The sequence below is a fragment of the Wenjunlia vitaminophila DSM 41686 genome, assembly GCF_000380165.1.
Taxonomy (GTDB): domain Bacteria; phylum Actinomycetota; class Actinomycetes; order Streptomycetales; family Streptomycetaceae; genus Wenjunlia; species Wenjunlia vitaminophila.
Genome location: NZ_KB904689.1, coordinates 16,794 through 37,250 on the forward strand (window position 1 = coordinate 16,794; position 20,457 = coordinate 37,250).

A 20,457-nucleotide genomic window follows, 5' to 3' on the forward strand; every position below is an offset into this window, starting at 1 on the left:
TGATGAGACCGCCTCCTGGGCGGCCGTGATGGGTCAGCGAGCGACGGGCAGCAGCCCGTGCTCGTCCAGCGCGCGCCGGAAGCGGGCGAGCTGGTCTCCGGAGTGGCCTGCGGCGTACTCCCGGTACAGCCGCTCCCATTCCTTGGCCTTCGCGGACAGCTCGAACCGCTGTCCGCGGAAGATCGGGAGGACACCGCAGTGGCAGCCGTCGTGCGCCCGGAAGTCGGCGGTGTCCTGCTTGTAGACCGCGCCGCGGGTGGCGAGGAGCTTGCAGAACGCGCACGCCCCGAGCGCCGCCGTGCGCGCCCAGCCGACCGCCTGCCGGTCCCTCCGGACCGCCTCCTGGACGGTGCCGCGGCCCTGGCCCGCGACCAACTTCTGCGCCACGACCTCGGCCTTCTTCTCTGCCTGGTGGAGCCGCACGTCCATCGGCTGCCGCTGCGCCTCGGTGGTCGCCGGGTCGTCCGGGTCCCGCGACCACAGGTCCTTCGTCGCCCACCGCAGACTGCTGTCCACCTGCCCGTCGGGGGGCGCGGTCACCAGCGGCACCGTGAAGGTCCCGGTCACCCGGGCCGCCACCCGCTCCGCGTCGTAGAAGTCCGCGGCCAGCGCAGCGGACGCCTGCCCATACTGGTCCACCAGCGCCCGCACCGCGTCGATCCACGGAGGCACCGACGCCTCAAGCCGGGACGGGATGATCAGGCGGCGCAGCCGGCGCATGTCACGCACCAGCAGCCGCGTCAGCCCCCGCTGCGCGGCCCGCTGCCGCCGAGCCGCGTCACCGCCGTCAGAGACCACTGTCGACACCGGCCACCTCCGGCCCCCCGCCGTCGAGGCCGTCGGCGACCTGGAGCAGCCGGTCCAGGGTCTGCGCCCCGCGGGCCCGTCGCCGCTCGACGGCGACCCGGCGCCGCTGGTCCTCCGTCAGCCCGGCCATCTCCAGCGCCACCTCGGAGTCGGGCGGCAGCAGCCCGGCCTGGACCATCTTCACCGCGGCGTCCGTCTGGGCGGCGATCGTCGGCGTCGCTGGGTTGCGCCACACGCACTCGATGCGCCTCGCCGGGTCCGGCGCCTCTCCGTCGCGCATCCACAGCGCGAGGCGCATCGAGGCACGGTGCCCCACGGAGAACCGCCTGATGCGACGCTCCGCCTTCTTCACCAGCATGTCCTGGCTGGACCGGATCGCGTCCGCGCTCGCCGGATTGTCGCTGGTGTAGCCGAGGAAGTGCGGTGGGACTCCGAGCTGCGCGGCCATGATCCGCGCGTACAGGTCGATGATCGCGGTCTGCCCGGACGGGTCATGGGCGACGAACTGGCCGACCGTCGGGACGTTTCCGTCCTCGTCCCGCTCCAGCGCCAGCACCCGGCCGATGTACGTCTCCCAGGCGCTCTTGGTGTTGCCCTCGGCATCCTGGAACGCGGACTCGCTGGCGCCGAGGATGTAGCGGGCAGGAGCGCCGAAGAACTCGGCCGCGACTTCGATGCCCATCAGCCGGCGGCACGCCGCGTCCGTGATCGACATGACCTCGGTCGTGATCTCCGAGCGGCCCCGGCGGTCCCCGGTGCGTTGCCGGTTCGCCAGCCGCACGACCGGCACCATGTTCAGGCCGTGCTCGTCGCGGTCCAGTACCTCCCAGCCGCCGCCTGCCTGGACAGCAGTGATCGTCTGGTCCGGCAGGTACAGAGTGGTGATCCGCTCGTCCGGGCCCAGACCCCAGGCGTCGCAGTCGGTGGACTCCCGCAGCGCCGACCGGACCACACGGCGGCGAGCGTCCCAGTCCAGGGTCATGTCTAGCGGCGACTCGTACGTGATGATCGGCTGCTCGGTGTCCTCGTCCGGCGACCCGACCGTCACGTACTCGCGGCCGTAGGTCAGCGCATCGGTGTGCGCCAGCGACGCCTCGTCGAACAAGTCGTTGGCCTCCGCGATCGCCTCGAGCTCGGAGGCGTCCGCGCTGTCAGCCCACCGGAACGCTTCCAGATCCAGGCGGGACTCCAGCGCGTCGACGGCGATGGCCGGCCAGCCGATCACCGTGTGCAGGCCCTTGAGCTGCGGCGGGATGCTGATGCCGAGGTCGCGGATGAGCTGGTTGCCGTTGTGGTAGGCGTCCAGCAGCTCCAGGTGCGGGCGGCACGCCAGCAGCTCGCTGCGCAGCCGCGCCGCGACCCGCTGCTCGTCGTCCGACAGGCTCAGCCGGGGCAGAGTCGGAGTCGTCACCGCAGCACCACCACCCTCCCCTTGCCTCGGGCCCGGGATCGCTTCGCCCACGTCGGGCTGTTCAGGACCATCCGGCGCAGCATCCGCGCCCCGATCGCACACACCGCCAGGTCGATCTTCCGGGCTGACTCGCGATGCTCCTTGCCGATGGTGTAGCCCCACCGGTTCGTACGCCGCCGAGCGTTCGCGATGTGCTGCCGCAGCACCCGATGCCCGTCGTGCGGCACCTGCCGCTCCAGCGCGTCCCGGTAGAACCGGTCCACCGCCTCCGTGAAGATCGGCTGATGCTTCGGGTCACGCATGTCCCACAGCACCGCGTGCTGCCGCGGCCCGGACGCCACCGCCTTCAGCTTCAACCGCTGCCCGTACCGCTGCGCCCAGTCGTCGATGTAGCCATCCCAGTACCGCTCCCCGTCCGCGTCGTCGTGCCCGGACCCTGGGTCGGCGAAGAACGCCACCGGCCGGTACCGCGCGAACGTGCTCTCCACGACCCCGTCGACCTCCTCGCGCGGCACCCGCCACGGTCGGCCCTCCGGCCATCCCGCTGGCCGCTGCCACACGCCCAGCGTGCTCACCAGGCCGTCCGACATGCGGCAGGCCACCAGGCCGGTCGCGTCGTCGCTCTTGGAGCCATCGAAGAAGAGCACCAGCTCGTCGCCCTCGTCGAGCGCCAGGCCGTCGTGCGGGTTGGCGTCCCACTCGTACCGGGCGAGGAAGGCGTCTTCCGCCGCGACGATCTGGTTGAACCAGAACCGGCGGCTGCGGCTCGGCGGGTTGCGGACATCGAGGATCGACGCCGTCAACCGGTCGATGTCCAACCACACCGAGTCCCCGCGCACCGCGCGCAGCGTCGGCCCGATCCACTCCGGCGTCAACTTCGCCTCGGCCGGGGCCTCCAACGAGTCATAGAACAGGCCCGTGTCGGCCGCCCGGCCGGCCTCCGCCGACTCGAACGCCTCCCGCGTCCGCTCGGCGACACTGTCCTCGCCTGGCTCGTACGCGTTGGTGTTCGCCAGCGTCCTCGCCTGGCCGTCCGCCGACTTGGTGGCGTTGCGCTCGATCACGGCCGCCATCTCGTGGCCACCGTTCGACTCCACCCAGTGGTGGGTCTCGCCCATGTTGACGGCCGTCGGTCGCCCACCTTCGAGAGCCCGCGGTGAGCTGGTGACAGCCTCGATCCGAGCCCGGCCCCTGTCGGCGTAGATGATCTCCTTACCGAGGTCGATCCGGTACTCCTCGATCGCCCGCGTCGTCAAGATCGACGGGAACAAGGTCATCGTGTTCCGCGTCTGGTCCTGCGACACCGCGGCGATCTGCACCCACGCTGCCGGATGCTGCACGCCCATCGGCTGCCCGGCCGGGACGCCCCACTCGTTGCCCTCGTCGGCGACCTCGCCGAACCGGCATGGTCCGACGAACTCGAACGCGCTCCAGGTGGCGATCAGCGGGTCCTTGCCCCAGCCCTTCAGCCGCTGGATCACTCCGTCCCGCCACAGGAACCGGTTCGTCACCGGATCCATCGCGTACCACCACAGCGTCAGCCGGGCCTGCTCGGAGGTGTACAGCCACGGCCTCCCGGCGTAGTGCTGGAGATACATCGAGGCCCAGGCCAGGCACTGCCAGCCCAGTGTGTACTCCGGCAGCAGGAACCGACCGTCCGGGCCGCGCCGCCACGTCGGCCCGAGCGTGAACGGCTCGACGAGCTCCGGGACCTTCTCCTCAGCCTCCGGCGAGATCACGGTAGGCGTCCAGCGGCTTCACCGCGGCCAGCCTCGAGCCGGGCGGCTTTCGCTCCAACTCGATCCGGGCACGCCGGCGGTCGCCCTCGGTCGTCAACAGCCGCGCCATCACCGAGTCGAGCGCGGAGATGAGCTGCCCGTTCGTCACCGGCGACAGCAGCACCCGCGACATCAGCTCGGCCGCGTACCGGGCCATCGCCCAGTCTGACGGCTCGTAGAACGCGGCCTGCCCCGACCGCCGCAAGGACAGGTACCAGTCGGCGGCGATCGCGTGCCACAGCGGATCAGGGTCCGGCAGCTCGGGCAGATCCAGGGGCGCCCCCGCAGGGGCCTGAACAGGAGCGACGTCGTCGCGGTTGCGTCGGCGGCGCTCCTCTGAGCGCTTGGGGATAGGTCCGTGTGCGCCCATGGCGACCTCCAGGGTCAGGCGCGCCACCAGGGCACGCAGCGGGCGAAGAGGCAGCGACGGCACCGCACGCCTCCAGGGCACGCGCGAGAGCTGACGGCGGGGACGGGCGCCCTAGGGAACCCGTACAGACAGTCAGGTGCTATACGGCCCCGATGGCTGTGATCACGAGGGGAGGGGTATCCCCCCAGGTGATCACGAGGGCTGCTCGGGGTCCTGGTCGATGCGTGTGATGGTGGCTCCGGCGTGGGCGGGGACCGCAACGCAGGGCCCGTGCTGGTCGGCGAGGACGGCCCAGCTCCCGTCGGCCGTGAGGGTCAACTGGTCGTCGCTGACGACGAGGTCCTCCCCGTTGCCCTTGGGGTAGTGGACGAGGTAGATGGGCACTGGCTACCCCCGCAGTCCTGGGTGGGGCTCAGGCGGCCGGCGGCGACCGGGCCGCAGGTTGGCCTTCTGCGCGGCGTTGCCTTCGCGACTGGACTTGGCGTCGTGGCACGGCCCGCACACGCCCTGGAGGCCGGCGTCCGTGTGGTCGTCGGCCTTGGCGATGATGTGGTCGCAGTGGGTGGAGGGTCGCACCCCGCACAGCTTGCAGATCGGGTCGCGTTCGAGGATGCGCTTGCGGATCTTCCGCCACCCACGCGGAAGCCGCGTCACCCGGTCCGAGCCCTTCCAGCCTCCGCTCATGAGCCGATGCGGGCTCGTGCGATCTGCTCCTGCGCCTTGCTGATCTCCGCTTGCACCTGCTCGTGGAACTGCTCGAAGTCGCCTTCGACTTCGACGCGGATCTTCAGCGGGTAGCCGTCGGGGTCGACGGGCACCTCGTTGGCGGGGATCTCGATGGTCTCCTCGAAGGCGACGACGGCTCGGGCGCCAACCTGCTCGGCAATGCGCTCGAGCGGGTCGGTGGACACCACGTGGTCGGGACCGAGGACGTGGCGCTGCCGCACGTGCTGGTCGATGACGAGCACGAACGGGGTGACCATGTCGTCGCCGTGGTGCTCGGTGGGCAGCTCGAGGATCTGGATGCGGGCCATGGCGCGGGCCTCCGGGAGTTAGTGGTGGTGAATGCGTAGCAGTACGCCGGAGAAGGTGCGGAACTCCAGGACCTCGCAGTCCTTGCACAGGCAGACGGCGAGGCGAACGCGGGGGTGGGCGGTTCGGGTGGGACGATCCCGAGTTCGCGTTCAAGCTGGGCGATCCGCCGGTAGTCCGGGGTCGGCGTGGCGCGGGCCTCCGGTGGGGGTGGCGGTCAGGGCTTCCAGCGGGGTCGGCGTAGTGCGGCAGGCACATCGCTGACCATGAGGGCGACGTTGTACTCAGCCACGGCGGGACCACCACCAGACGCCGAGGGTGTTGCCACGCATCGTCTCGACGTGACCGCCGAGCCCGGTGAGGACCTGGCCCATGTCGTCGGGGTCCCACTGGTGAACGTGCGCCTCGTGCGGGTTGCCGTCGACAGGCCCCTGCTCGGAGCGCACGATCGGCACGGACACGAGGATGTGCCACGCCCCCGCAGCCTCGATCCGGCTGAGCAGGTCGACGGCGTCCGTCCGGGGCATGTGCTCGAGGACGTCGCCGGCGATGACGAGGTCGCGGTGGTAGAGGTGGTCGGGCGCGTCTCGGGCGTCGAGGACGTGCAGCTCGTCGTACATGACCCGCGTCTTCGTGGATCGCAGCCTGTACTTCCGCAGGTAGGGCTTGTGGATCTCGACGCCGGTCCACCACACGCCTTCGTGCTCGGAGCGGAACAGGCGCGCGTAGGTGCCTTCGCCGGGCCCGATGTCGGTGACGGTGTCGGGGAGGTGCCGGCGGTAGTGCTCGAGGGACCAGTCCTTGCCTTCGGCGTCGCTGGTGGGCATCGACCGGCCTCCTTCCGTGCGAAAGCCCCGGCGCGGGGCCGGGGCTCTGTCTGCGGGCGGGTTCTACTTGATGATCCACTGTCCGGTCTGCTCCCCGAACCCGGAGTCGAGAGCGAACTGAAGTCGGTTGATCTTCGAGGCGGCCGGCACTTCGAACGTCACCCACCCGAGCGCTTTGTCCCCGGGCGGGAGTGTCAGTGAGGAGACCATCTCGGGTCCCTCTGTGGTGTCGGACCCGAGGATGGTGACGTCGAACCGCTGGCCCTTCGTGTCGGCAACCTGGGCGCCGTTCGACGGGCTGTCGCTGTAGACCTTGCTGCCGGTGTTGACCAGCTCGAGCTGGGCGCCCACGAACTTCTTGCCGTCGTCCGCGACGGTGAACCCGTCCGCGGCCTTGGTCGGGTCGGCCCAGTCCTTGAGGGTGACGGCGATCTCCGCGCCCTCCATGGACTTGAGGGTGATGGTGTCGCCCAGGGCGGCCTCCGTCGGCGAGGAGCTGGGTGCCGGCGCCGGGTCGCTGGGTGAGGAGGTTGGGCTCCCGGAGCTACTCGGCGTGGGCGACGACGGGGAGCTGCTGGTGGGGTCCGGGTCGGTGGTGACCTCATCGTCGCTGCACGCGGTTCCAGCGGCGAGGACGGCGGCCACGACGAGGGCAATCCCTGCGGGGCGTATACGCATAGGCGTCACTCTGTCGCGGGTGACGGGTGGGTGGGGGCAGTGTGACGGTTCCGTGACGTCCAGGAGCGAGGCCGCCTGGGTGCCCTCAGTCCGGGGGTCCCGCTGCCCGTCGGGGGGAACAGCTCGGGCAGCGGGGGTTCATGCGGCGCGGTGTGCGCGTGCGTTGGCGGCTGGGTCCGGCGGCGTGTGTCGGCGGCCGGCTTGTGCTGCGGTCAGCACGGTGGGGAGGTGGAACAGTTCGGGGCCATCGTCGCCGAGGTCTACGGGGCTGATCTTGCGGCGGTGTATCCAGACGCGGATGGTGCCGGGGCGGACGCCGGCCGCGCGTGCGGCGTCCCAGATGCTGCCGAGGTCATCGCGTGTGCGGATGAGGTGGGCCGGGGGGTTGGGGTAGCGGACGTCCACGGGCCACCTCCAGGAATGCGAAAACCCCCGGGAGCGGGGCTCGGCGGGGGCTCAGGGGCTCTTGGGACAGGCGTCCCAGCTCAAGAGTTGAGGGTTACAGTTCGCGTCGATCTTGTCAAGCGGCGCGTTCGGCGTGATCGTGCGGGTGATCCGTCCCCCGACGGTGTGCCGGGGGACGGTATGGCCGCTAGTCGCTTCCGCTGATCCACCGGTTGAGGTCAACCAGGTGTTCGGTGCAGTCCATCATGTGGAGGAGGATGGCCACGCGCCGGTCCCAGGGGCGTTGCCCTTCGATTTCGGCGCGGATCAGGTCTGCGGCGGTGAGCCAGTTGATGCAGGTAACGGCGAGGCTGGCGCGCTGCGCGGGGGGCATGGGCGCCTCTTCCGCAATGACCACCACGCGTTCGAGGGCGGCCATGCAGTCCTCGATGGGCAGGGTGCCGGTGGGCAGGTGGATCGGGATGGGGAGGGTGATGAACACTCCGCACATCCGCTGGTAGAGGCGGGCGTGGCGCTCGATGAGCGTGCTGAGGGTGGGTTCTTCGTCTGCCACGGTTCTTCCCTTCTGTTGGGTTCGACTGGTGTCGTTTGGGCTGTTACCCCCTCCCGACGTGCACCATAATACAGCATTAATGCACCCTCTTGCAACGGTGAGAAGTTCGAGACTTCACCCTTCTTTGGCGCCACTTCGCACGCCGCCGTAGACTGAAGGCGATCCCCTGTAGGGGTTCGACTGGTAGGGGCCGGCGCTCTGTTACCCCCGGGTTCGCCTGGGGTTCGCGCCGGCCCCTGTTCGCTGCCCACAGGGAAGCGAACACCCGCCCCCGCTTGCTCCGGGGGCGGGTGTCACTGACTCACTCCAGCAGTTCGCCTCCCTCAATCATGGTCACGATGACCGCGATGCGGTGCAGCGTGAAGGTGAGGATGTCGAGGCGCCACGACACTGGGCCGGCCTGCTGCACAAGAGTCACGATCTCGTAGGCGTTCAGCCACTCGAGAATCAGGTTGCGGTAGGCGCTGCAGAGTTCGAGCGGCAGTGGTTCGTCGCTGATGAGCGCGCGGGCGCGGTCCAGCGCCGTGAGGGCCGGGAGAATGTCGTCGGCGTCGGCGTCCGGTTCGGGAAACTCGGGAACGCGTACCGGGATCGGAAGTTCGGCGAGCATCATTCGGACGATCACGTGCGCCTTGGCGGTGTAGCGGACTAGTTCCGCGAACCGCTCTTCTTCGTCTGCCACGGTTTTCCCCTTTCTGTTGGGTGTTCGACTGGTGTCGTTTGGGCTGTTACCCCCTCCCGACGTGCACCATAATACAGCACTCGCGCACCCTCTTACAACTCAAGGGAGCCGCCGAATTCCCAGTTTGCACCCTTACTCGCGTTGCAAAACGGTGCGTGAGTGCTGTATTGTGGTGCACATCGGGAGGGCGACAGGGTCCAAGCCCGAGAAGGAAGGGAGATCACATGGAGGTTCTGGGGTCCTTCCCCGCCACCCCGGAGGGCCGAGAGCAGGCCGAGGCCCTTCAGGCCAAGCTCGCGCGGGACCTGGTCCGGCGCGGCCTAGGCAAGAAGTTCGGCGTCGGGGTGACGCAGCGGGGGACCTCTTACTGGGTCACTCTCCACCGGAGGTGATCACACATCACAAGGCCCGCCCCCGGAGCAAGCGGGGGCGGGCCTCCTTTCATGCTACGGCCCGGGCTCAGGCGCCGGGCGTCCACTGCTCCCACCGGACGACACGCTGCTCCAACTCCGCTTCCGGGCACAGCAACAGGTCCTTTGCGGCCTGGAGTTGCACGCTGTCGGGCAGCGTCTCCATCAGAGCTCCAATGCGGTCGGCGAACGGACTGCGGGGAGATGCGGGGGGCACGGGTGTGTCCTTCCGTTGAGGCTTGGTCGGCGTCGTCTTCGCGCGGCGGCCGGCCAGGTGCTTGATGACGGTTGCTCCGCGCCACCGGTTACCGCCGGTGGTGTGGTCGGGCTTGGGCCACCGGCCCCGGGCGAGGTCGGCGCGGATGGTGCCGGCCGTGATGCCGACGCCGGCAACCTCCAGGTCCTGGGCGGTGTAAAGCCGGGCCGGCTCGAGGTCCGGGGCCGGGCGGCCCTTCTCGGCCTGCACCCACCGGTCCACGGCCTGCGTGTCGTATTCGAGGGAGCGTCCGCGCTTCCCGACGGGGGCGGGAAAGTCCGGGTGCCGGCTCCACTTGTTCCGCACGGTGTCGTAGCTGCGGCCGTGCCGGGCAGCGATCTCGCGAAGGGTCTCGCGCCGCTGTGCGGCGTGGTCTCCGTGGACCATGGCGTTGTCCGTTCATCTCGAAGGTTGGGGAGTGGCAGGTGACCGCCCCGCCGGAGTGGACAGGGCGGCCGTCATGAGCCCTACATCTGGTCAGCCAGCCAGTCGCCGAGCCTCTTTACCGCGTCCACCCCTTCCATGATCAGCGCGCGGACGGCGACCACCCGGTGCCACACGGACGGCTCGCGATCCTCCGCCTCGAACCGGAGGAGGTCCGCCGCGATCATCCAGTTGAGGCAGGCGTTGCCCAGCTCGCCGTACTGCTCCTCGGGCATGGGCTGCTGATCGACGATGGAGGCCACCCGGCTGAGCGCCTTCATGCGCTCAGCCTGCTCAACTCCGGCCGACGGCAGGTTGATCGGGACGGGCAGGAGGTAGCACGCGGCCTTGATCATGAGGTAGAGAGCCTCGTGTTCCTGGACTGCCGTCTCGTACTGGTCGTGGTCCATGATCCTTCCCTTTCTGTTGGGTGTTCGACTGGTGTCGGTGGGCTGTTACCCCCTCCCGACGTGCCTCATAATACAACGGGCATGCACCTTTATGCAACAATCTGGGTTGAGAAGAAGGCCGGCGAAACAGCCGGCCCTCCCTCTGTGTCAAGCCCCGCTCACGGCCGCTGAAAGCGCACCACCTCCCCGTCTTCACCGATCACCGCGACCAACTCCTTACCCGGCAGATCGGCCACGGCGTACCCGGTGTCGGCAGACACCTGCTCAGCCGGCCACCGCTCCGGGTCGGTGTGGTCCCGCTCGGGGGTGGTCAGCTCGGCTTGATCGCCGACGACCAAGAGCACCTTCACGGGCATGCGCATCTCGGACATGATCATTTTCCTTCGGTCGGTGAGGTTGTGGCGGTGGTCGGGGAATCCGGATCACCCTGGCGGTCATCCTCTCGTGGTGCCGGCCGGTGCCAGGGGTTCGGCCACGAGCGCACGGCTCAGTGGCCGCCGCAGTTGGTCCACCAGCCGCAGACGGGGCAGTAGTGCATAAGGAATCTCCTGTCTCGACTCAGCGGCCGGTGGTAGGCGGCAAGGTGCTGGGGCCTTCCCACACCACGTGGGTGAGGTGCGGGTGGAACCGGTCGGGGGCGAGGTAGTACTCGGCGACGTTGTTGTTGTCGTTGTTGGCGCGCTCACCTGCGGCAACAACGCCGTCAGGGGGCCTCTCCTCGGCGGCGGGGAGGGGCGGGAAGTCGGCGGCGCGCACGCCGGTGCTGGAGCCGCGCCCTCGCATCCGTACCGGACCGGTGGGGACCCCTGCGGCGGCGAGGGCCTCCCGGGCACGGTCCTGGCTGATGCCGAGAGCAGCCGCGAGGACCGCGGTGTGGCAGTGCGGAGCACCGAGCCGGTGGAGGGCGACGGCGAGCTGCCTGCGCGTGGGCATCGGGGCCGCGGCGGGGGCCGCCTCACGGGCGGCCGTCCCGTCGTCGTCCTGGACCCCATCCGGCGCAGCCTCGGCGTCCGGTTCCTCGGCGTCCGCCGGGCTGTCCGGTGCAGGGCTGGCCTTGGGTCGCCAGTCCGGCCGGCCGACGCGGTAGGCGGCGGTGAGCCATACGGCGGTGGTCGGCCACATCAGCCATCGCGCGGCCTCGATTCGCCGGCCGGAGCCGGCCAGGACCGCGGTGCCGATGCGGGCGGCGACGAGCGCTCCCCCGGCGAGGACAGCAGCGCGCACCATCCAACTCAGACCCGTCGCATCGTCGAGCCAGACACTCCCCCGGGCCCAGCAGGTGCGGCACGTCTGCACGGCGCGGCGGCCGATGAGGACAACGAGCCGGCCGGAGCCGCGACCGAGGCGGTCAACGGCGTCGCGCAGCCACTCGACGGTCGTCGGCGCATCGTCGGCGCGGGGGTTCACGCGACGCTCCCGTGGACGACGGCGCCAACGAGCTGCGCGCCGAGGCTGTTGACGCCCGGGACAACCAGGTCGCCGATGTAGGCGAACATGCCGGTGCCGATCGTGACCAGCGTGCCGGCCCAGACACCGCGCCAGAACCGGCCCTTGATGGCCTTGGCGAACGTCTTCCTGAGCAGGACCAGGCCGATGACGCCGGCGGTTACCACGAGGGCTCCGTTCCCGTCGAGGGCGGGCGCGGACGCCTCGGCGACGACGGTGGAGGACTGCCCGGTCAGCTTGGACATGGCAAGGTCGCCGAGGCCGTTCCCGCCCCAGCGCAGGATGCCGGCGCCGGTGCCGAGCAGGCCGGCGGGGCAGGCGACCATCAGGGTGCCGAACGCGACACCGGACCAGCAGGGGATCAAGACCTTGGGGTCGCGGGCCTTGCCGCCGCCGGCCTCGGCGGGCGCGGGTGCGCCCTTCGGGCTCTTGCCACCGCCTCCCCCGCCGCGGTACCAGCGGACGTGCTCAACGGCAAGCAGGGCGATGCCGACGGCGAGGCCGGCGGAGGTGAGGGTGGTGCTGGTCATGCCGCTCGCGGCGGCGGCCAGGGGGGTCATGCGGAGACTCCGGTCAGCAGGTAGACAACGGTGGTGACGGGCAGGGCGAGGGCGGTGGCGATGACGGCGGCCCACAGCGCAACGCGGGCGACGGCGGCGCGAATCCTCGGGGGCCACAGGTCGGGGTCGGCGCCGGCCGCGGCGGCTCGGCAGATGTTGTCGGCGAGCGCCGTGGCGGTCAGGGGGCCGAGGGCGAGGACCCAGGCGCCGGCGAGCCCGGCCTCGGTGCGGCAGGCGTCCAGGACGGCGGCCCAGGCGCCGGTGATGGGGAGTCCGGCGAGGATGCATGCGGCCTGGTAGCCGGGCCGGTGGCGCTCCCACCAGCCGGGGCCCGGCTCGGGTTCGGTGGCGGCCGGGCTCCGGGGCGGGGTGATGTGCACGTCCAGGTGCAGGTGGACGTGCGGCGGGCCGGCAGGTGGTGGCGAGGGCTCGGAGGCACGCCACCACGGCGGTCCAGCGGCCGGGCCTGCGGCCGATCCGGGCAGAGGCCAGCCGGCCGGGATGATCCGGCTGGGTTCGATGGGCTCGGGCATGGCAGGGCTCCTCAGCGGGTGAGAGTGAGCAGGACAAGGAGGTAGGCGCACGCGATCAGTCCGGCGGCGGTGGCGCGGCACATGGCCAGCCGGCTGGGCGCGGTGTGCGGGGCGGCGGCCACGAGGCCGAGGACCGCCATGCCGGCGGCGAGCAGGAGGACGAGGGGGACGGGGGTGCGCACGATTCACTCCTCGAGTGCGGGTGCGGTGGGCGAGGTGGGTGCATCCGGCGCGTCCGGTGCGTCGAGTGCGCGGCGGATGCGCTGTGCCCGGGCCTGGCCGATGCGCAGCTCGGTCTGAAGGCGGCGCAGGGATGCGGTTCGGCCGGTGGTGGCGCGGGATGCGTCGTCGATGGCTCGGGCGTCGGGCAGCAGTGGGTCGTCGTGCTGGGGTGCGGGTACGCATTCGGTTGCGTCCGGGCCCGTGCCGGCCAGGTGCGGTTCGGTGGTGTCGCCGGTGTGGGGTGTCCAGGTGGCGCGGACGGCGGATCGGTGTTGACCCGGGTCGGATTCGCATCCGAGTGCACGAGGTGCGGATGCGGCGATCTTGGGGGCGGGTTCAGGTGCGTGGTGGGCGGCTGCCCTCAGGGCAATGGCGACCTGCGTTGGGGACACCACCACTCCGTGTTCGGTGAGCAGGGAGGCAAGTTCTGCGGGGGATGCATCCGGGTGCGCATCCGCGACCAGATGCACCGCATCCATCGGGTCGAGTGCGGTCAGCTCGGTGTGCACCAGGCCAGCCAGAGTGCGGCCGGCAGCGTGGTCGGGTGCGGGTGCATCCCATGGGGAGGGAAGGGTGATGGTGGCGAGTGCGGTGGCGTGGCGGCGGGCGGCGAGCAGTTCGAGGAGGGCCTGGCGCTGTGCGGGGTGGGCGCCGACTGCTGCGCGGCCGACGGCGACGGATAGGCGGTGCTCGAGGCGTCGGGCTCGTCGTGGCCGGGTGCCGGGCTGGGCGAGCCGGGCGGCGAGATCGACGGCGCGCACGGTCCAGCGGTCCCGGGTGATCTGTTCGGCGTCGCGGCCACGGCGGGCAACACCGAGGCGGGAGAGCAGCCGCTCGCGAGCCTCGCGGGCGAGGATCGCGGCCAGCGCCTGGGAGGTGGCTCCGGGGCGGTGGTGACGCAGCTCGATGCCCATCGCGAGGTGCCAGAGCAGGCCGGCGGCAATCGGGCCGAAGAACGCCCGCACGAAGCCGCCGACGAGGCCGGACTCGGCGAACGCAGGCACGATCTGGACGCCGACGATGACCCACACCAGCAGCCCGGGTGCGCCGGGCGCGCCGGTGGTGCGCAGGTTCTGGCGGGCCATGAGCGCGCAGGCGAACAGGGCGAGCTCGCCGGCGGCGAACATCGCGGCCCGCTCGGTGACCGAGGCCATGTCGAGGCGGTGGGCGGCGAACCGCCAGCTCGTGTCCCCGCTGTAGGCGGTGCACGCGGCTGCGGCGATGGCCGCGGCCACCACCGCGTCGGGGGGTCGGCGACGGGCCGCGCGCGCCGGCGGGCGGGGCGCCCTGGTGGCGGCGAGGGCCACGACCAGGGCCAGGAGCACGACTCCGGCCAGGCAGGCGGCGGCCGGCCAGGGGTTCGCCGCGGCCCAGTTGATCAGGTACACGAGGGCTCCGGGGCAGGGTGGGGTGGCCGGCCCGCGCTCAGGGAGAAGGGGGCGCGGGCCGGCCGGTCGGTGGGGTGGGTCAGGCGTCCGGCGAGGGGACGATGACGGTGAGGTAGGCGCGGGTGCCGGTGCCGTCCCGGGTGGGCCGGTAGGTGGCCGGGCCGCAGGTGGCCGCGTTCTGGAGGGCGGCGACGGTCGCGCGGACCGCGGCGTCCGGGCCGATCAGCCGGACCTCCACCGGTTGCGGGCCTGCGGCGGGCCGGAGCGCGGGGCGGCGGTTCACCGTGATTCCCCGGCGAGGAGCTGGGCCACGATGTGGCCGGCCTCGGTGTTGACGCGGTCGGCGATCACCTCGATGGCTTGCTTGGCCTCGGCCAGCAGCGTGGGGCCGCTGGTGGCGGTCGGGGTGGGCAGGGGCCAGTCTCGGCCGTTCAGCCGCACCGTGGCGGTGGTGAGGATCGCGCAGCGGGGGCCGGGTGGGGGTGTGCGGGGCCAGTGGCCGGCGGGGTCGCCGGTGACGGGCCGCGATGTGCGCCAGTCCTGCCAGGGGTAGCCGGGTCGGCGGGCGAGGGCGCGGTGGGTCAGCGGCACGGCGATGTCCACGACTAGGTCGCCGGCCTCGTCGTCGATGTGGGCGGTGATGGCCGTCAGGTCGGGGCGGGTGACGGCGTAGGCGGGGTCCATGATCGGGCTGGTGGCGATCCGCCAGGCCGTGACGGCGAAGTAGGCGGGGTCGGTGTGCGGGGCGTCCGCGTCCGGCCAGATCTGGAAGTCCTGGGCGGCGGCGGCGAGGTAGACGCCGTACCGGCTGACGCCATCGGAGGCCCGCTCCTGGTCGGTCACCTCGTCGAGCAGCACGAGGGTGGTCGGGTTCCAGTTCACGCGGCGGCCCCGAGTCCGAGGGCGGCCTGGAGCCGGTTCAGGGCAGCGAGCCCGCGGGTGGTGAGCCCGGCGGGGGTGGGGTCGCGGTCCTCGGCCGCGGCGGTCGCGGCCTCGGCCTGCCCGACCGTGGTGGTCTCCCGCAGCCGGCGGGAGATCGGGTTCCTCACGGCGCGATCGGCGTCGGCGAGCGCGACGGCCAGCCGGGGCAAGCGACTGTCGGGGAGCTGCGGGTCCTGGGTACGCTGCGGGTCCATGGCTGTCCTCCTGTTGCGAGCAGGTGGGTGGCTGGCCCCGGCCGGTGTGTGAGAGCCCGGCCGGGGCCGTTCTTGTTGGTGCAGTGCCAGACTGGCAGGAACCTCTTTACAACGTCAAGAGGTTCGGGAAGGATGTTGCCGTGCCCAAGAGCCCTGAACCAGAGGGGAGCCCGCGCTTGATGACCACCGCCGAGATCGCGGCCGAGCACGGAGTCAGTCGGCAGTCGATCCACGCCTACCGGCGAACCGGCACCTTCCCTCAGCCTGTCGAGGACGAGGGCAGCACCCGGCCAAGGTTCCGTGCGGACGAGGTCGCCGCGTTCTTCGAAGCGAACCCCAAGCAGCCAGGCAAGAAACGCAGTTCACTCAGCCAGCAAGGAGACGCCCCGGTGATCGACGGACAGGTGGGGTCACAGCCGCTCAACGGCAACGATGCACGCGCCATCCTGCGGATCGTGTGGCAGTGGATCGAGGACGCCAACGACGGACTCGGCTCGGACGTCGGCGACCTACAGCACGGCCTGGAGTCGGCCGGCTACGGGCCACCCCCAGAGGTAACGGGTTGATGACCAGCGCAGCGAACGGCCCCCCACCATCAGGTGAGGGGCCGTCGTCGTGCCGTTCAGCGTGCTGCGGGTTCCCGCTGCTGCGCCCAGGCCGGGGCCGTGTCCGGGGTCCGGCACCACACGGTCTGGCTGGCCGCGGTGACGGTCAGCCCCCAGTCGTACAGGGACGGTCGGTCCAGGGCCGCCCACTCGTCCCACGCGGTCGCCAGCTCGGCGGCGAGGCGCCGCGGACCGCCTTGGTAGGCCACGGTGGTGCCGTCCCCGACCGCGTTCACCGCGGCCCAGGACCCGGTGTCGTCGTGCAGCCAGGCGTTCGCGCCGTCGTCGTCCACCGCGGTGCGCAGGTGGACGTCGGGTAGCGCCACGCGGACAGCGAACCGCAAGTGCCAGTCCGTGTGCAGCTCGGTGAGGTCCCGGAACGGCTGCTCGTCTTCCGCCGGGGTGTCGCCGCGCACGTCGGCGTAGCTGCGGGCCGGCGGCACCTCGCGGGCGGCCATGAACTGCGCGAGGCCGGCCACCCGACCGGTGGCGAGCCGGCCGTCGGGGGCCACGGTCAACACGACGTGCCCGAGCCGGCCCCACGGGACGACGAGCCGGCCGCTGGGGCGGCACTGGGCGACCCACGGCCACGGGACGGTGTCCACCGCGTAGGTGGCGATCACCCGGTCGTACGGTCCCCCGTCGGCCCACCCGTCGGCGCCGTCGCCACACCGGACACCGACGCGGGCGCCGGCCGCGTCGAGCCGGGCCTGCGCGGCGGCGGCGAGGTCCTGGTCCACCTCCACCGTCACCACCCGCCCGGCCCCGACCCGGTGGGCGATGAGCGCCGCGTTCCACCCGGTACCCGCGCCCAGCTCCAGTACCCGTTGGCCGGGGTGCAGGTCGGCTGCGGCGAGCATGTCGGCGACGACCGACGGGCACGACAGGCTGGATGCCGGCCGGCCGTCGGCGACCTGGGTGACCGCGGCGTCGTACGGTCCGGCGTAGACGAGGTCGGCCCAGCGGCCCGGCTCGGTGGTGGAGTCCACCGGGGCGTACGCGTGTCCGTTCCACTGCCACAGCCGGTCCGGGGCCCACTGGTGCCGGGGCAGCGCAGCCATCGCGGGTCGCACCCAGGGCGCCGAGGTCGGCCAGGCGCCGGCTGTGGCCATGGCCTCGTCCAGCCGGCGCTGACGGTAGGTGAAGTCGGTCACGACCCCGACCCGGACGAGTCGTCCCTGCGGTGCTCGCCGGTCGGCGGAGGCGGCTCGGGTACCTGCCCATCGGCGTTGTTGGGGGGTGGCGTGCCCTGGCCCGGGTCTGCCGGCGGCTTCTCGTGTTCGCCCATTCGCTCTCCCCTTCTCCCACGGCGTGACGGGCCCATGGTGGCGCGGCTGAGGGCGTGTCGGTAGAGCGCACCAGGGGAGCACTGATGTGCGGGCGCTTCCAGGTGTTGCCCGCTAAGCTGCACGGCCGTGGGAGTGACCTGGGTTGACGGCCTGAACGCGGCGGCAGCTACCGGAAGCGCGGTCGCCGCGGGGATCGCCCTGCATGCGACTCGTCGGGCGAACCGCGCGGCCGAGGAGGCCGCCGCAGCGGCGCAAGCTGCCAACCGCATTGCGGAGAGCGTTGCGCAGATCGAACGCGACCGCTGGCACCACGAACTCACCCCCCAGTTCACGTTCACCGCCACGGCGCTCGGCGGTGGCTCAGACCGGGTGAACCTGCGTGTCACCCTCGACGGGCCGGCAGCCCACGACTACCTCGACGTGGACTTCACGATCCGGGACGATGGCTTCGATCACCGGCCCAGAGTTGCTCGGGGGCCCACGCGTGAGGAACTTGAGGCAACCATCTGGGGGCCGTATCGGCTCGTCCCGGGTGTGGATGGTGTGGGCAACGACGGTCGCTTCGCGCCAGCAGTGCGCATGGAAGTCGACGGCTTCCGCATCTTGTCGCTGACGCCGAGTGCGATACCGCATTGGATACCAGATGGGACATCCTGGCGGCGTCAGTACGCGGGAAGGCCAGTCCGCCTGCTGGCCACCGCGTCGCGGGAAGGCTTCCGTCCATGGCGTCTCGCGCACGAGGTGACGGTTGAGGACGCGTCGGATGGCGGCCAGCCCTCGCAGTGACGCCGCGTCCCCCGAGTGGGCTACCGGGCTCGCACTCGGGGCCGAACCGGCGCAGGCTCGGTGTCGTGGCCAGGATCATCGTGGCGCCGCCGTCCCGGTCGGGTGGTCGCCGTGTGCGCGCGGACGGGGAGATCCTCGGCGTCGCGTATGGCGTGCCGGACTTGCTGGAGTTCTGCCGCCGGGCCGGCCTCGACCCGGACGACATCGACCTGTACGACAGGGCGCTGATCGAGTGGCGCGGCGGTGGCCCGGAAGTGTGGATATGACCCGTCCGGGTGATCCCTGCGGCCCTCCATCGGCCCTACGGTGACCGTCAGTAGCCATTGAGGGGGATCGATGCGCGGACTCGTGGTGGAGGACTTGGCGGTCGAGGTGTTCTCCGAGCTGCCGCCGGCCGGCCGCGCCGAGGTGCTGGCGCTGCTCGAGCAGGTGCGCCGAGCGCCGCGGGCATGGCCCGACGTGCGGGATCGGGGGTCCGTGGAGGAGATCAGAGAGGCTCACGGCGGGCGCTGCTGGGTGCAGTACTCGCCGCGGGCCGGTGCGCTGGAGGTGCGGGACATCGGCTGGGCGGGCTAAGGCGTCAGCGGGGCATCGTCGGCTCGGTCTGCGGCCACCGGCCCGGCTCCGGATCAGGCCGCGACGGCCCGCGTCGCCGGCCGCAGCGCCCGCAGAGCCTCCCAGCCGTACGAGGTGCCGCACCGGCCGCACTGCTGCCCGGGCGTAGACAGGGTGATCCGCAGGACCCCGGTGCAGTCAGGGGTGGCGCAGGCGAGGGTGATCCGGCGTTCGGCCGGCTCCTCGCCGAGGACCGCCCGGCAGTGGGCAACAAGCTGGTGGATCTCGTCGGCGAGTTCGTACGCCGCGGGGTGCTGCTCCGCGATCCACGGGATCTGGTTGAGGAGGAACCAAGCGCTGCTTACGACGGTCTCCTCGACGCTGCCGCAGGCCGGCGGCGGGTCCCAGCCGAGCAGCTCCCGGACGTCGCGCTCCCACGTCGTGAGCACGCCCTCGATGCCGCCCCGGGCCCGGAGGTCCAGGGTGTCCAGCCTGCACGGCAGGGGCGCGGTGCGGGAGCCGGTGACCGGGCCCCCGCTGCTGCCCCGGGTGGGAACGAGTGCGACCTCGAGGACGCGGTACAACCGCGGGAGCACGCGGAGGTGTTCCTCGAGCCGGGCGCGGCACCCGGGGTGGTAGATCCCGGCGCCGGGCCGGTGACACAGGGTGCAGGGGGCGGTGTCGATGTCGTCGTACATGGTGGGCTCCGTGCGGTGTGGGTCGGTCAGGAGGTGAGAGCGGCGACTACGGTGGCGGCGCGGGGAGGTGCCGTTAGCTCCCGTTCGCCCGGAGGAGGTGGTCCTCCCACAGGCCGCGTGCGGCCCTGTGCCAGCGGTACCAGCCGGACGCCCATCCGCAGGTGCAGCGGGCGGCGACGGCGGGTGGGTCCGCCTGGGTGATTGCCTGTGGGCGGTGTGCATCCACCAGCGCGGCGTGTTCGGGGCAGACGTAGCCGCCGCCGGGGATGACGCTGCCAGCCTTGAAGAGCTTCCATCCGTCGGAGTCCCATTCCGGCCGGGCTGGCACACGCCCCTCCAGGGCGGCGACGATGTCCATTTGAGCCCGGCACTCCGGGACGAGGCAGGTGCGCATGCAGCCCTGCTGTTCGGCGGCGGCAAGCCGGGCGTAGAGGTCGTCCAGAGCGGCATCGGTGATGTTGCTCGCGGTCATGCGGAGAACCATCAGGGGGTCTCCTCACCGAGGGTGGGTGGCTGTCGGCTCCGGTCGAAGGGAAGTAGTCAGGCATCTGGATCTCCTCGGGGTGGGCCCGGCCGCCGGGATGGCCGGGTGCGACGTTCAGGTGATGCGGATGTCCACCAGCGGGGTGCCGGCCTCGAGTGCGACGTGTAGCGCACGGAGTCGGGCGTAGGCGCGGCCGTCGCGGCGAGTCAGGGCGCGGCGGGTGGGCGCGGGGAGGCTCCCCCAGCAGGGGCCGCACAGGTACTGGCCTGGCCGGCGGGGCCGGGTGTGGCAGGCAGGGCATGGGGGTGGGGGCATCACGCGGTCTCCTCAAGGTGGTAGGTGGCGATGTCGGGCAGGTCGGTGATGGGCATGTGGCGCCGCTGTCGGCGGCTGTAGCCCTCGGGCCGGTCGGCGGGCGGGCTCGGGGCGGGCTCGGCGTTCCCGCAGGGCTCGGGCGCCCACAGGGCGAGCTGTCCGGCGGTCGGCCGCCCACCCTCCGTCGCGCCGCTCGGGCCCGCGCGGGCCGGGGTTGGCTGGTGGGTGCGGCGGCAGACGGGCCCGGCGCCGGCCGCCCGGGACGCTGGGTCCCGGAGCGGTCGGCGGCACCAGCGGCAACGTGGGGTCACAGCGGCTCGCCCGCCGCGAGGCGGAGAAGCACCGCGCCGTGGCAGTGGTCGGGCCAGCCGGGCTCCGGGGCCGGGCACCAGCACATG

Annotated in this window: 33 protein-coding genes; 5 read left to right on the plus strand and 28 right to left on the minus strand. The window is 71.8% G+C overall.

The features are described 5' to 3' along the window. Nucleotides 1-33 precede the first annotated feature (33 nt). The 12 genes from A3IG_RS0119440 to A3IG_RS0119495 all read right to left on the minus strand — a co-directional run bounded on the left by A3IG_RS0119440 (nt 34) and on the right by A3IG_RS0119495 (nt 8,543). On the minus strand, nt 34-807 hold the full coding sequence (locus tag A3IG_RS0119440; RefSeq protein WP_040911933.1) for a VG15 protein: 774 nt from the start codon (nt 805-807) through the stop codon (nt 34-36). After that, nucleotides 788-2,218, minus strand: coding sequence for a phage portal protein (locus A3IG_RS0119445; RefSeq protein WP_018385263.1), 1,431 nt, complete (start codon nt 2,216-2,218; stop codon nt 788-790). Before A3IG_RS0119445 ends, A3IG_RS0119440 begins: the two co-directional genes overlap by 20 nt. Beyond that, entirely contained in the window at nt 2,215-3,957 is a 1,743-nt protein-coding gene (locus A3IG_RS0119450; protein WP_018385264.1) for a hypothetical protein, read from the minus strand. Before A3IG_RS0119450 ends, A3IG_RS0119445 begins: the two co-directional genes overlap by 4 nt. Beyond that, nucleotides 3,938-4,447, minus strand: coding sequence for a phage terminase small subunit (locus tag A3IG_RS0119455; protein ID WP_244885050.1), 510 nt, complete (start codon nt 4,445-4,447; stop codon nt 3,938-3,940). Before A3IG_RS0119455 ends, A3IG_RS0119450 begins: the two co-directional genes overlap by 20 nt. Before the next feature lie 111 nt (nt 4,448-4,558). After that, a complete protein-coding gene (locus A3IG_RS0119460; protein WP_018385266.1) occupies nt 4,559-4,750 on the minus strand; it encodes a hypothetical protein in 192 nt (63 codons plus the stop codon). A 3-nt stretch (nt 4,751-4,753) separates the two neighbouring features. Next, a complete protein-coding gene (locus tag A3IG_RS0119465) occupies nt 4,754-5,050 on the minus strand; it encodes an HNH endonuclease signature motif containing protein (RefSeq protein ID WP_018385267.1) in 297 nt (98 codons plus the stop codon). Beyond that, entirely contained in the window at nt 5,047-5,400 is a 354-nt protein-coding gene (locus tag A3IG_RS30480; RefSeq protein ID WP_018385268.1) for a hypothetical protein, read from the minus strand. The genes A3IG_RS0119465 and A3IG_RS30480 overlap by 4 nt, the downstream gene beginning before the upstream one ends. A gap of 282 nt (nt 5,401-5,682) precedes the next feature. Continuing rightward, a complete protein-coding gene (locus A3IG_RS0119475) occupies nt 5,683-6,225 on the minus strand; it encodes a class I SAM-dependent methyltransferase (protein ID WP_018385269.1) in 543 nt (180 codons plus the stop codon). 63 nt (nt 6,226-6,288) lie between these two features. Beyond that, a complete protein-coding gene (locus A3IG_RS0119480) occupies nt 6,289-6,903 on the minus strand; it encodes a DUF4352 domain-containing protein (RefSeq protein ID WP_078500701.1) in 615 nt (204 codons plus the stop codon). 138 nt (nt 6,904-7,041) lie between these two features. Then, nucleotides 7,042-7,308: a hypothetical protein gene (locus A3IG_RS0119485; RefSeq protein WP_018385271.1), complete on the minus strand. Its 267-nt coding sequence runs from the start codon at nt 7,306-7,308 to the stop codon at nt 7,042-7,044. Between the two features lie 187 nt (nt 7,309-7,495). After that, nucleotides 7,496-7,861 (minus strand): hypothetical protein, encoded by a 366-nt coding sequence (locus A3IG_RS30485; RefSeq protein ID WP_018385272.1) that lies wholly within the window; start codon nt 7,859-7,861, stop codon nt 7,496-7,498. Nucleotides 7,862-8,162: 301 nt separating this feature from the next. Further along, nucleotides 8,163-8,543: a hypothetical protein gene (locus A3IG_RS0119495; protein WP_018385273.1), complete on the minus strand. Its 381-nt coding sequence runs from the start codon at nt 8,541-8,543 to the stop codon at nt 8,163-8,165. A 224-nt stretch (nt 8,544-8,767) separates the two neighbouring features. Here A3IG_RS0119495 and A3IG_RS34340 point away from each other — a divergent pair, with 224 nt between their 5' ends. After that, nucleotides 8,768-8,935: a hypothetical protein gene (locus A3IG_RS34340; protein WP_018385274.1), complete on the plus strand. Its 168-nt coding sequence runs from the start codon at nt 8,768-8,770 to the stop codon at nt 8,933-8,935. A 67-nt stretch (nt 8,936-9,002) separates the two neighbouring features. On the opposite strand, the gene A3IG_RS30490 is transcribed toward A3IG_RS34340, so the two are convergent. The 11 genes from A3IG_RS30490 to A3IG_RS0119555 all read right to left on the minus strand — a co-directional run bounded on the left by A3IG_RS30490 (nt 9,003) and on the right by A3IG_RS0119555 (nt 15,327). Continuing rightward, nucleotides 9,003-9,596 carry a hypothetical protein gene (locus tag A3IG_RS30490; RefSeq protein ID WP_018385275.1) on the minus strand — a complete coding sequence of 198 codons (594 nt, stop codon included), beginning with the start codon at nt 9,594-9,596 and terminating at the stop codon, nt 9,003-9,005. 80 nt (nt 9,597-9,676) lie between these two features. Continuing rightward, nucleotides 9,677-10,042 (minus strand): hypothetical protein, encoded by a 366-nt coding sequence (locus A3IG_RS0119510; RefSeq protein ID WP_018385276.1) that lies wholly within the window; start codon nt 10,040-10,042, stop codon nt 9,677-9,679. A gap of 158 nt (nt 10,043-10,200) precedes the next feature. Continuing rightward, the gene (locus A3IG_RS0119515; protein WP_026220439.1) at nt 10,201-10,413 is read right to left on the minus strand and encodes a hypothetical protein; all 213 of its coding nucleotides are present in this window, start codon (nt 10,411-10,413) and stop codon (nt 10,201-10,203) included. Between the two features lie 187 nt (nt 10,414-10,600). Next, entirely contained in the window at nt 10,601-11,449 is an 849-nt protein-coding gene (locus tag A3IG_RS0119520; protein ID WP_018385278.1) for a hypothetical protein, read from the minus strand. Continuing rightward, nucleotides 11,446-12,048: a hypothetical protein gene (locus tag A3IG_RS0119525; protein ID WP_018385279.1), complete on the minus strand. Its 603-nt coding sequence runs from the start codon at nt 12,046-12,048 to the stop codon at nt 11,446-11,448. The genes A3IG_RS0119520 and A3IG_RS0119525 overlap by 4 nt, the downstream gene beginning before the upstream one ends. After that, nucleotides 12,045-12,581, minus strand: coding sequence for a hypothetical protein (locus A3IG_RS0119530; RefSeq protein ID WP_018385280.1), 537 nt, complete (start codon nt 12,579-12,581; stop codon nt 12,045-12,047). Before A3IG_RS0119530 ends, A3IG_RS0119525 begins: the two co-directional genes overlap by 4 nt. Before the next feature lie 11 nt (nt 12,582-12,592). Further along, complete coding sequence (locus tag A3IG_RS34345) at nt 12,593-12,763, minus strand: hypothetical protein (protein WP_018385281.1); 171 nt, start codon at nt 12,761-12,763, stop codon at nt 12,593-12,595. A gap of 3 nt (nt 12,764-12,766) precedes the next feature. Beyond that, nucleotides 12,767-14,191 carry a hypothetical protein gene (locus A3IG_RS32030; protein WP_051087562.1) on the minus strand — a complete coding sequence of 475 codons (1,425 nt, stop codon included), beginning with the start codon at nt 14,189-14,191 and terminating at the stop codon, nt 12,767-12,769. A gap of 79 nt (nt 14,192-14,270) precedes the next feature. Then, nucleotides 14,271-14,474 (minus strand): hypothetical protein, encoded by a 204-nt coding sequence (locus tag A3IG_RS0119545; RefSeq protein ID WP_018385282.1) that lies wholly within the window; start codon nt 14,472-14,474, stop codon nt 14,271-14,273. Then, nucleotides 14,471-15,073: a hypothetical protein gene (locus A3IG_RS30500; protein WP_018385283.1), complete on the minus strand. Its 603-nt coding sequence runs from the start codon at nt 15,071-15,073 to the stop codon at nt 14,471-14,473. The genes A3IG_RS0119545 and A3IG_RS30500 overlap by 4 nt, the downstream gene beginning before the upstream one ends. Beyond that, nucleotides 15,070-15,327: a hypothetical protein gene (locus tag A3IG_RS0119555; protein WP_018385284.1), complete on the minus strand. Its 258-nt coding sequence runs from the start codon at nt 15,325-15,327 to the stop codon at nt 15,070-15,072. The genes A3IG_RS30500 and A3IG_RS0119555 overlap by 4 nt, the downstream gene beginning before the upstream one ends. Before the next feature lie 179 nt (nt 15,328-15,506). Between A3IG_RS0119555 and A3IG_RS35330 the strand changes: the two genes are divergently transcribed. Next, nucleotides 15,507-15,893 (plus strand): helix-turn-helix transcriptional regulator, encoded by a 387-nt coding sequence (locus tag A3IG_RS35330; RefSeq protein ID WP_018385285.1) that lies wholly within the window; start codon nt 15,507-15,509, stop codon nt 15,891-15,893. A gap of 56 nt (nt 15,894-15,949) precedes the next feature. Here A3IG_RS35330 and A3IG_RS0119565 read toward each other — a convergent pair whose 3' ends face one another. After that, the gene (locus tag A3IG_RS0119565; RefSeq protein ID WP_018385286.1) at nt 15,950-17,086 is read right to left on the minus strand and encodes a protein-L-isoaspartate O-methyltransferase family protein; all 1,137 of its coding nucleotides are present in this window, start codon (nt 17,084-17,086) and stop codon (nt 15,950-15,952) included. A gap of 261 nt (nt 17,087-17,347) precedes the next feature. Here A3IG_RS0119565 and A3IG_RS0119570 point away from each other — a divergent pair, with 261 nt between their 5' ends. The 3 genes from A3IG_RS0119570 to A3IG_RS0119580 all read left to right on the plus strand — a co-directional run bounded on the left by A3IG_RS0119570 (nt 17,348) and on the right by A3IG_RS0119580 (nt 18,583). Beyond that, on the plus strand, nt 17,348-18,007 hold the full coding sequence (locus A3IG_RS0119570; RefSeq protein WP_158676918.1) for a hypothetical protein: 660 nt from the start codon (nt 17,348-17,350) through the stop codon (nt 18,005-18,007). 65 nt (nt 18,008-18,072) lie between these two features. Next, entirely contained in the window at nt 18,073-18,273 is a 201-nt protein-coding gene (locus A3IG_RS0119575) for a hypothetical protein (RefSeq protein ID WP_026220440.1), read from the plus strand. 70 nt (nt 18,274-18,343) lie between these two features. After that, a complete protein-coding gene (locus A3IG_RS0119580) occupies nt 18,344-18,583 on the plus strand; it encodes a hypothetical protein (RefSeq protein ID WP_018385289.1) in 240 nt (79 codons plus the stop codon). 53 nt (nt 18,584-18,636) lie between these two features. Here the strand turns inward: A3IG_RS0119580 and A3IG_RS30510 are convergent, their stop codons facing one another. From A3IG_RS30510 to A3IG_RS35985, 4 genes are all read right to left on the minus strand, one after another. Continuing rightward, on the minus strand, nt 18,637-19,260 hold the full coding sequence (locus A3IG_RS30510) for a hypothetical protein (RefSeq protein ID WP_018385290.1): 624 nt from the start codon (nt 19,258-19,260) through the stop codon (nt 18,637-18,639). Nucleotides 19,261-19,333: 73 nt separating this feature from the next. Further along, nucleotides 19,334-19,732: a hypothetical protein gene (locus A3IG_RS0119590; protein ID WP_158676919.1), complete on the minus strand. Its 399-nt coding sequence runs from the start codon at nt 19,730-19,732 to the stop codon at nt 19,334-19,336. Nucleotides 19,733-19,858: 126 nt separating this feature from the next. After that, on the minus strand, nt 19,859-20,059 hold the full coding sequence (locus tag A3IG_RS33365; protein ID WP_086019962.1) for a hypothetical protein: 201 nt from the start codon (nt 20,057-20,059) through the stop codon (nt 19,859-19,861). Beyond that, on the minus strand, nt 20,059-20,454 hold the full coding sequence (locus A3IG_RS35985; RefSeq protein ID WP_407701033.1) for a DUF6011 domain-containing protein: 396 nt from the start codon (nt 20,452-20,454) through the stop codon (nt 20,059-20,061). The genes A3IG_RS33365 and A3IG_RS35985 overlap by 1 nt, the downstream gene beginning before the upstream one ends. Between the last annotated feature and the right edge of the window lie 3 nt (nt 20,455-20,457).